This is a genomic window from Escherichia sp. 20412-1, assembly GCF_003027595.1.
Lineage (GTDB): Bacteria > Pseudomonadota > Gammaproteobacteria > Enterobacterales > Enterobacteriaceae > Escherichia > Escherichia marmotae.
Map to the genome: position 1 here is coordinate 1 of NZ_PYQM01000072.1, position 8,156 is coordinate 8,156.

General features: G+C 57.5%; 10 protein-coding genes and 5 pseudogenes. 3 read left to right on the forward strand and 12 right to left on the reverse strand.

The annotated features are described in order from the left end of the window. Nucleotides 1-84: 84 nt before the first annotated feature. Together C7B16_RS23240 and mok are read right to left on the reverse strand one after the other, a co-directional pair. Entirely contained in the window at nt 85-231 is a 147-nt protein-coding gene (locus C7B16_RS23240; protein WP_236935067.1) for a type I toxin-antitoxin system Hok family toxin, read from the reverse strand. Then, a pseudogene (gene mok / locus C7B16_RS25510) lies at nt 173-322 on the reverse strand (plasmid maintenance protein Mok); the annotation flags it as partial. The gene C7B16_RS23240 and the pseudogene mok, both read right to left, overlap by 59 nt. 21 nt (nt 323-343) lie before the next feature. On the opposite strand from mok, the gene C7B16_RS24920 reads away from it, so the two are divergent. Then, a complete protein-coding gene (locus C7B16_RS24920; RefSeq protein ID WP_169062067.1) occupies nt 344-532 on the forward strand; it encodes a protein sok in 189 nt (62 codons plus the stop codon). Here the strand turns inward: C7B16_RS24920 and C7B16_RS23245 are convergent. From C7B16_RS23245 to C7B16_RS25890, 6 genes and pseudogenes are all read right to left on the reverse strand, one after another. Next, nucleotides 501-1,263 (reverse strand): annotated as a pseudogene (locus tag C7B16_RS23245) (plasmid SOS inhibition protein A). The gene C7B16_RS24920 and the pseudogene C7B16_RS23245 overlap by 32 nt on opposite strands. Further along, complete coding sequence (psiB, locus tag C7B16_RS23250) at nt 1,260-1,694, reverse strand: conjugation system SOS inhibitor PsiB (protein ID WP_032217500.1); 435 nt, start codon at nt 1,692-1,694, stop codon at nt 1,260-1,262. The pseudogene C7B16_RS23245 and the gene psiB overlap by 4 nt, the downstream one beginning before the upstream one ends. 54 nt (nt 1,695-1,748) lie before the next feature. Further along, on the reverse strand, nt 1,749-3,707 hold the full coding sequence (locus C7B16_RS23255; protein WP_107180228.1) for a ParB/RepB/Spo0J family partition protein: 1,959 nt from the start codon (nt 3,705-3,707) through the stop codon (nt 1,749-1,751). Between the two features lie 65 nt (nt 3,708-3,772). Then, on the reverse strand, nt 3,773-4,006 hold the full coding sequence (locus C7B16_RS23260; protein ID WP_075842800.1) for a DUF905 family protein: 234 nt from the start codon (nt 4,004-4,006) through the stop codon (nt 3,773-3,775). 61 nt (nt 4,007-4,067) lie between these two features. After that, nucleotides 4,068-4,607 (reverse strand): single-stranded DNA-binding protein, encoded by a 540-nt coding sequence (locus C7B16_RS23265; RefSeq protein ID WP_009426937.1) that lies wholly within the window; start codon nt 4,605-4,607, stop codon nt 4,068-4,070. A gap of 25 nt (nt 4,608-4,632) precedes the next feature. Next, nucleotides 4,633-4,838: pseudogene (locus C7B16_RS25890) on the reverse strand (single-stranded DNA-binding protein). Nucleotides 4,839-4,908: 70 nt separating this feature from the next. On the opposite strand from C7B16_RS25890, the pseudogene C7B16_RS25895 reads away from it, so the two are divergent. Together C7B16_RS25895 and C7B16_RS25900 are read left to right on the forward strand one after the other, a co-directional pair. Next, nucleotides 4,909-5,083: pseudogene (locus C7B16_RS25895) on the forward strand (hypothetical protein); the annotation flags it as partial. A gap of 161 nt (nt 5,084-5,244) precedes the next feature. Continuing rightward, nucleotides 5,245-5,379 (forward strand): annotated as a pseudogene (locus tag C7B16_RS25900) (hypothetical protein); the annotation flags it as partial. 85 nt (nt 5,380-5,464) lie between these two features. Here C7B16_RS25900 and C7B16_RS23290 read toward each other — a convergent pair. The 4 genes from C7B16_RS23290 to C7B16_RS25525 all read right to left on the reverse strand — a co-directional run. Continuing rightward, a complete protein-coding gene (locus tag C7B16_RS23290) occupies nt 5,465-6,028 on the reverse strand; it encodes a class I SAM-dependent methyltransferase (protein ID WP_096037668.1) in 564 nt (187 codons plus the stop codon). A gap of 46 nt (nt 6,029-6,074) precedes the next feature. Continuing rightward, nucleotides 6,075-7,436: a DUF3560 domain-containing protein gene (locus C7B16_RS23295; RefSeq protein WP_107180229.1), complete on the reverse strand. Its 1,362-nt coding sequence runs from the start codon at nt 7,434-7,436 to the stop codon at nt 6,075-6,077. 51 nt (nt 7,437-7,487) lie between these two features. Continuing rightward, nucleotides 7,488-7,718 carry a hypothetical protein gene (locus C7B16_RS23300; protein ID WP_001537563.1) on the reverse strand — a complete coding sequence of 77 codons (231 nt, stop codon included), beginning with the start codon at nt 7,716-7,718 and terminating at the stop codon, nt 7,488-7,490. A gap of 219 nt (nt 7,719-7,937) precedes the next feature. Then, nucleotides 7,938-8,156 (reverse strand): hypothetical protein (locus tag C7B16_RS25525; protein WP_258182613.1); only part of this gene is annotated, 219 nt, incomplete at its 5' end.

Sequence of the window (8,156 nt, forward strand, 5' to 3'; positions counted from 1 at the left end):
GGGCTTCAGACAGAGCCGTTACCAGCCTTGCCTGCCTCAGTAGGCTACAACTAATGGAATAGTTGGTTTTGTATAAGTGATTTATCAAAACAATATGTTGGACGACTTCTTGTCGCACTCGTAAGCCATGAAAGCCGCCACCTCCCTGTGTCCGTCTCTGTAACGAATCTCGCACAGCGATTTTCGTGTCAGATAAGTGAATATCAACAGTGTGAGACACACGATCAACACACACCAGACAAGGGAACTTCGTGGTAGTTTCATGGCCTTCTTCTCCTTGCGCAAAGCGCGGTAAGAGGCTATCCTGATGTGGACTAGACATAGGGATGCCTCGTGGTGGTTAATGAAAATTAACTTACTACGGGGCTATCTTCTTTCTGCCACACAACACGGCAACAAACCACCTTCACGTCATGAGGCAGAAAGCCTCAAGCGCCGGGCACATCATAGCCCATATACCTGCACGCTGACCACACTCACTTTCCCTGAAAATAATCCGCTCATTCAGGCTGTTCACGGGAAATCCGTGTGATTGTTGCCGCATCACGCTGCCTCCCGGAGTTTGTTCGGCACCATCCACCGCTCCATCTCACGGACAGCGTGACCGGCCTCTCTTGCTGCAAGACTGGCTTCCGCAATAACCTGCCAGAACGGCATATCCTGCCACTGCCAGCGTTCCATTCCGGCCAGTGACGGAAAACGCTCGCCCCACTGCCAGAACAGGGTTTCCAGGTCATGCTCTGCCACCCGGTCACTCCAGCGTGCATGCCAGCTTCCGACTGTTTCCGGCGAATGGAATGCCAGTTCGATTTCAGCCTGAGCGACCAGCGCCTGGTACGCACGGGCTTTCTGCTCTGCCTCCCTCGCCTGCTGGCGGCTGTACTTCTGCATGACCAGCGCGGATTTATGGCGACTGCGTTCCCTGACACGAAACCGCACCGACGGGAACAAGCGCTCTGCTGCATCACCGGGAAGGGGAAGGAGGCAGACCTCGCCCTGTGTTTCAATCAGCACATCGATGGCATACAGCCACTGAAGACGGTTGCCGTGCAGTTCTTCTGCGGTCAGGGACGGCATGAAAAATCGCAGGTCAGACAGCGATATCCTGCGGCTTCCGTTCAGACAGCGGAAAAACGCCCCCGCATACGGATATTCAGCCAGCGTGTTACCCTGATGGCGGCGTTTTTCGGTCTCCGCCACCGCCCGCCATGCGGCCTGTTGCTCTGTGCTGAGAGGAACCAGTGCCTGTGAACGTGCGCTCATGCCTGACCTCCTTCCGCCATCAGGATATGGATGATGTCACTGACGCTGTACCCCTGCGCGTCCAGTGACGCCGCCAGTGCCAGTGAATGGCTGACGGCTTCCGGTGCAAACCGCCGCTGTACCTGAACCACCGCAAACGGCTCACCACCGGCATTCACCAGAACCAGCACCCAGACCTGAGAGACATCGCCCGGTGAACATAACGCCAGGTGAAAACGTTCGTGGGCAGGCGTGAAACGGACCTGGACGGGGAAAAATCCGCCAAACTCGCTGCCGTACTCGCCGTTCATCGTCCAGTTGTCCGGCGCATCCAGCTCCCGCATCACGGCGTGTGTCAGCTCACGGCGTTCATCACTTCCGGCAGCCCGGATATCTTCATATTCCTGTGTGTTCATGGTCTGTAATACATTCAGGGTCAGTTCAGTTTTCATCACGGTATCTCCCTTGCTGCCGCCCCGTCTCCGGCGGGGCGGTGTGGTTGTTCATCAGGCGGCATCAGCCAGGTTATCGGTGCGTTCAGTGGCATCCGTCTGTGGGCGTGGTGCACACATCCAGCCAGGCACCCAGCGGTTGTCTTTCATATGGTGCTCTGCATGTTCAGCCGCATCGCCTTTCTTCATCTTCTCCGCGTCCCGTGCAGCACCGGACAGTCCTGCCTCATTCAGGGCTGAGATAATCTGCGGCTTTTTCAGGTGTCCGAAGAAGTTTGCTTTTGTCGGCTGCCACCAGTCGCGCATGTGAAAGCCAATGGCGCTTTCCAGCGAATCCAGCGGACTGCGTGACGTGTGACCATACTCACGGGTCTGAACACCGTGGATGCTGCATGCAGTGCAGAAACTGAGCAGGGACAACAGAACCTCCTGGCTGAGTGACAGGAGCGTCGTCATATCCCGTGCCCATCCCTCCGGTAACAGGGCTGCAAGACGGGCTTTTTCTGCCATCAGCGCCATGAATGCAGCACCTTCCTTCCCCAACGGCGCATCGCTGGTCAGCGAGTAATGCTCACATTCCAGGCGGATTCTGGCGGGATTGCTGTAAGCTCCGCTGCCAAACACATTCAGGCAGAGCGTCCATGCCAGCAGTGCCAGGGATTTGTCCGGCTGCTGCATCAGTGCTGCCTGGACTGCCAGCGTGCGCTCTGATGACATTTTCGTCAGTAGCGGCAGACTGATGTCCTCCACGGGCGCTTTCTCCTGCACCTGTTCCGCACGGTCAGCGTCGTCAGCCACATCATCCTCACTGCGCAACTGCACACCACGCTGGACACACACGTTGCCATAACGCCAGGACACCACCACATCGCTTCCGGCACGCATCTCCGGCGTCCACGCCCTGACCTTCGCCATACAGTCAATCAGCTTCATTTCTGCTTCCAGCAGGTCGGATTCCTCACACTGGTTTTCCAGCGCGTCGTAACGTGCCATCAGTTCGTTCAGGCGTTCTTCTTCCGCCTCCGTCAGCACCGCCTCCGGCTCCGGCAGACTGCGGTATGTTCCGGCATCCTCACGGCAGAAACCGACAGGCTCCATACGTCCGGCGCACCATTCCCAGCCTTCGGCTTCCCGAAGCTGTTCAGCGACAGCCTGGAGTTTTTCCAGCAGGGCAGCATCGAGCGCAACACAGTCCACATAGCCCCCCTCGTCGTCGCTGAACAAATCGGTGCGCAGTTCATCTGGCGAGAAGGCATCAGCCCCCACGAAGCGGAATTTACTGTTCCCTGCCACCGCCACTTCACTTTCGGTCACCAGACGACGAATGGTCTGCACTTCCGGTTTACCGCCCCATCCCGACTGACAGGCGGCTTCAAACACCTGCACCTGACGCGCGGTGTCGTTCTCCAGTGCCAGCGCCTGACAGTGCTCGGTGGTGATGCGGTCTTCTGCCAGCGCATCGAGGATGACAGGCGCAAGGTCTGCCAGTTTCAGCATTCGCTGGACATGGCGGGGTGAATAGCCCAGCAAATCACCGATCTGTGCGGGTGTTTTGCCATCCTGCGCCATTGCGCGGAATCCGGCAATCTGTTCAGCAGGGTGCATATCCCGACGATGACCGTTCTCGGTCATCGATGCAGCCGTCGCCAGTTCCTGCGGAATAATTTTCACGCGGACAGGCCAGTCAGCCGGAATGATGCCACGCTCTGCCAGCATATTGAGTGCTGCCAGTCGGCGACCGCCTGCGGCGACACCGTAACGGTCACCTGGCAGGGCATGAACAACCAGATTCTGTAACAGGCCGACGCCCTTAATGGACTCTGCCAGTTCGCTGACGGACTCCGCAGAATACGGCACCGTGCGCACATTCAGCGGTGACTTAATCAGCGAGGCCAGCGGCACGCTCACCTCCTCCGTCTGCGCCAGCAGGGCAGACAGGGCAGTTTCCTGCGTTTTTGCAGGTTTACGACTGGATTTACGCTCCATTTTTGCCTTAGACTCTGTAACTGACATAGTTAGTACCTCCCAAAACGGTAATAATGATTGTCTGCCGGACGCGTTCCCGTCCGGCACCTCTCTTACTTAAGAATGCCGAAATCACGAATGACATGGTTCATCCAGTACCCGGCACCGTCCTCAAAATTCCAGGTACGCCAGACCATTGTTCCGTTATTACGGACAACCAGGCGAAACTGTTCGCCGTGATCATCCTCGATAAAGACGTTCCGGTACTGTACGGCAACGGCTTCGGCCTGTTCGCGGGTAAAGGAGCCGTCAGGCAGCCCCTGAAGTATTCTGAAATATTCGCTCATCCTCATCTCTCCGGTGATGCCCCGTACAGGACGAGGCGGGGCCGTTGTCACAGTCAGTCGTTCAGAACGGGATATCGTCTGAAAACCCGTAATCGTCACCCTCCGGCGGTTGCGGCTGAGGCTCCGGCTGCGCGGCCTTACGTCCACGGCCTTTCGTTTTTGCGCCACCTTTTTTCGTACCGGCCTCCGCCTGTGGTTCCGGCTGAGGCTGACCGCTGAACTGTTGCCCCTCTTCCGGCTGAGTCTGAGCACCTGCGGCACGTCCCAGCATCTGCATGGTGCCCGTGGTCTTAACAAGAATTTCGGTGACGTAACGGGTGATACCGTTATCTTCCCAGCTACGGGTTCGGAGTTGCCCCTCGATGTAGACCTGCGCGCCCTTGCGCAGATATTCACCTGCCACTTCCGCGAGCTTGCCGAACAGCACCACGCGATGCCATTCTGTCTGCTCCCGCATCTCCCCCGTCTGTTTGTCACGCCAGCTTTCTGACGTGGCCACCTGCAGGTTTGCCACTGCGCCCCCGTTGGGGATGTAACGGACTTCCGGATCTTTTCCCAGACGACCGACAAGAATGACCTTGTTAATTCCACGAACTGCCATGATGTGTCTCCTTCTGTTGATGTTTTCAGCCCCCATCATCTGTTGAGTTTCGGGAGCCGCGGTTTTGACGTTTTGCGGGGACCTGCCTTTTGTTCCCTCCGGTATTCACCATCACCTGTTTGAGAACCTTCGCCGCAAGGGGCATCACTGCCACGGCCTGACGCACCTGTCCTGGGCAGAACGCAAAATTTTTTACCGGGTTTTGGGTAAAAAATTTTGTGGGCTGTTCATTTACCCTGGACAGTCAGTGCGGCAGGTTGTGGCTGTATCAGCCCCCGGCGACAGGGGCTTAAACAGGTGAATGGCACCGGACACAACAACGGGCAGGGACCCGCCGCAACGACGTGAAGCGCGGTTTGCGAAACGGCGTTGCGCCTTACATCCCGGCGGCCTTTTGCCGGGATGCCAGGAGCGCAGGCCACGGCGCGACAGAGGCGGCGCGACCGGAACGGTCGCTGCAAGCCCGGGGTTTTCACGCATCGGACCGTAGCGACAGCCCGAAACCGCGCCAGCGGGTTCGGCGGAGACTGGCAGGTGCGCCAGCAGCTGCCTGTCGGAGTCGGGCCTGACGACCGGATGCCGCCAGGCAGCCGGGAGCCGAAGGTGCGCCCGGCAGACGGGACAACACTGCAGTAGTCAGAATCAGAGCAGCAGGAAAAAGAAGAACAGTAGCAGTAGCAGGAACAACAACATCAGTAACAGACAAATGACAGGCATGAAGAAACAGAAGCCCCCATCAGAACGTCCGCGTAATGAAAGGGGCGGCGCGTGAGCGCGGCCCCTTTCAGCGCCACCGGCGCGCGGTCTTTTCCCGGCGCGGGCAGACGGGCATTTATCCCCCCGCCTGCCCGGAGTCATCAGGCACGCAGACGAATAATCATCGTCGGAACACGGGTATAAGCAAACGTGCCGCGCGGCAGCTCCTCGCGGACGTCAGAAAACGGTAACAGCTTCTCCTGCTGGCGCGGCCCGTTCAGACAGACGGCAACCAGCACGCCACCCGGACGCAACAGGGAAAAGGCCCGCAGGATATGCCGGATATCCTGCCCGTGGCTGAACGGCGGATTCATGATAACCCGGCTGTAATACTGCACCGGCTGCCATTCCATGAAGTCGCCACACTGAACCCTGACACCGTTAAAATTTTCCCGCAGATACCGGACCAGCCCGCTGTTGATTTCCACCGCATCACACATGGCCCCCGGCGCGGTATCCCGAATCGCCCGCAGTATGGCCCCGGTGCCGGCAGAGGGTTCCAGAATGTGATCACGGTTGCTGATCTCCGCCAGCGTCACCAGGCGATCACAGACCGGTGCAGGAGTCACAAAAAGCTGAGATTCAGCCCGGATTTCAGCAACCGGCGCGGCGTTATCCAGCCTTGCGCGCATCAGCCGGATACGTTCTTTTAACTGACTGTGCATGTCATTATCTCCGTCATCCCCCGGGGATTTCCCGGGGGGATATACCTTATTTCTGTGGGATTTCCGTAATTTTCATGTCGGTGATATACACATTCACCAGACGGAAATTATTGTCCATTGTGCGGCGGTAGCGGTATGCCCCGTGGTCTTCTGCTTCTGCCACACTGCGCACGGCCTTACAGTCCCGGGGCAGGGCGGCCCACTGTGCCTTTGTCATTTCCCGGAAACCCTCCCCCGGATAGTTGACTACCGGCGGACGCTTCGCGGCCTGACTGGCGACGGCAGCCTCTTCTGCCGATGGTGCTTTGTAGTCCGTGATGCGATCGGGCGTCACTTTCATCGTGCCGCTGTACCCGAGGAAACTGTAATTCGGCGTTGTGACTGAACTCACCACCCCGTTACTTTTGTTCACACGGATGATGGTCAGCCACTCGCCCCGGCTGAAAACCTGTCCGCCCGGCTCAAAATCCTGTGTCCGGGTAACCACGCCGCCGCTTTCGTCCAGCATGGCACGCTCATAGATCAGGCGGTTCTGATAGTGGTTAACCCAGCGTTGTTGATGCTGAATCTGCCGTTCATGACAGCGGATCGCAATTTCGCGGGCCTGCTCCGTGGTGATGATGTCATCATCCAGGGCCGACCATAACGATCGACTTCCTTCATACTGGCTTTTTTCTGCCGGGCGCGGATACGTATCCAGCGGGAAACAGGCGCTGATATGGTCATGACTGCTGATGAGTTTTGCCATATTCAGATCCAGCGATTCAGCCCGCCACATCGTCAGATATTTCTGCGACTGCGCGATGGTCTTTTCAGCCTTGCGCAAATCAGCTTCGATTTTTTTGATACGACGCCAGCGAACGTCCGGACGTTCTTTATACTTCGCGTGAAGCAGTGCCGACCGCGCCCGCTCCTCCCAGTATTCCGCACGTTCAAAGAGCATCACGGCACGTTTCATACCGTTTTCAATACGCTGCGCATCACGACGGGCACGGCGTTCGCTGTGATGCCCCACAAGAATGGGCTGGCCGGGCGGGATCATCGCGGCCAGTCTTTCCACTTCATCAAGTGCCTGTGCGGATTCACTGGCCCGCTTCCCACTGTATCCGGTAAACCGCTCCGCCCGAGCTTCCTGACGTTCAGCGAGCGTGCTGTCTTCATCCTCAATCTCTCCGGCAAGTGAGAGGAGCACATCTTCCCGGTCCGGCGTCCAGGCCGGCGCCACAAACAGCGCCTGTTTTGGTGCCCAGCGAAAACCGGCATCATGCACTTTTTTATACGTCTCCGGGTCAAGACGTGACACGGCATACAGGCGCAGTTTGTTGTCATCCGGTGAGTAGGTCGCGCGGTACATCTGCACAGGGCTGGCGGCTTCCGGGGCGGTCATGGTGATTGCTGCTAATGTCATAAAATGTTCTCCTTCCGTCTGTTGCCGCCCCTCGCGGGGCGGCTCACCTCATCAGTTAAAAGCGCGTTTCAGTTCGAGTGTGCGGAGCACCTGCCCGAAGGCCGTGTTTTTCATGGCGGGGATGTGTACACCACGCCCCCGGCGAAAACTCCGGGCAATGTGTCGCCCGAAGGCTTTCAGCACGGGGTCAATTTCCGGCGCGGGGATGTCTTCGCGTCTGAAACGGGGATGACGGCGGGGCTTTACAGCCGCTGCGGAAGGTGAAACAATACTTACTGTCATAATTTAGCCTCTTATGACGATTGACTGGAGCCGCAAAAACTGTTCGTGCAGTCTCTGCGGCATGGATTAAGCAGGTCCCTGACCTGCTTTTTTCATATCTGCATCTGACGCTTTCCGGTGTTTTCCTCCTTCTGTTCCTGCGTTCTCATTACCTGTCAGCCGGATGACTGACAGAACAAATAAATGCGTATTGCCGGAGCCTGAAATAAATCCTGATTTTTAAAGAACATCACCCGTTGAGTTTCGGGAGCCGCAGTTTTGACGTTTCGCGGGAACCTGCTGCTGTATTCCCTGTGGTATGAACTTCACCCGTTTGAGAACCTTCGCCGCAAGGGGCATCACTGCCACGGCCTGACGCACCTGTCCTGGGCAGAACGCAAAATTTTTTACCGGGTTTTGGGTAAAAAATTTTGTGGGCTGTTCATTTACCCTGGACAG

Coding starts and splice junctions, on each gene's coding strand:
- C7B16_RS24920 (WP_169062067.1), top strand. CDS start 344: ATGAAAATTAACTTACTACGGGGCTATCTTCTTTCTGCCACACAACAC.
- psiB (WP_032217500.1), bottom strand. CDS start 1,694: ATGAAAACTGAACTGACCCTGAATGTATTACAGACCATGAACACACAG.
- C7B16_RS23255 (WP_107180228.1), bottom strand. CDS start 3,707: ATGTCAGTTACAGAGTCTAAGGCAAAAATGGAGCGTAAATCCAGTCGT.
- C7B16_RS23260 (WP_075842800.1), bottom strand. CDS start 4,006: ATGAGCGAATATTTCAGAATACTTCAGGGGCTGCCTGACGGCTCCTTT.
- C7B16_RS23265 (WP_009426937.1), bottom strand. CDS start 4,607: ATGGCAGTTCGTGGAATTAACAAGGTCATTCTTGTCGGTCGTCTGGGA.
- C7B16_RS23290 (WP_096037668.1), bottom strand. CDS start 6,028: ATGCACAGTCAGTTAAAAGAACGTATCCGGCTGATGCGCGCAAGGCTG.
- C7B16_RS23295 (WP_107180229.1), bottom strand. CDS start 7,436: ATGACATTAGCAGCAATCACCATGACCGCCCCGGAAGCCGCCAGCCCT.
- C7B16_RS23300 (WP_001537563.1), bottom strand. CDS start 7,718: ATGACAGTAAGTATTGTTTCACCTTCCGCAGCGGCTGTAAAGCCCCGC.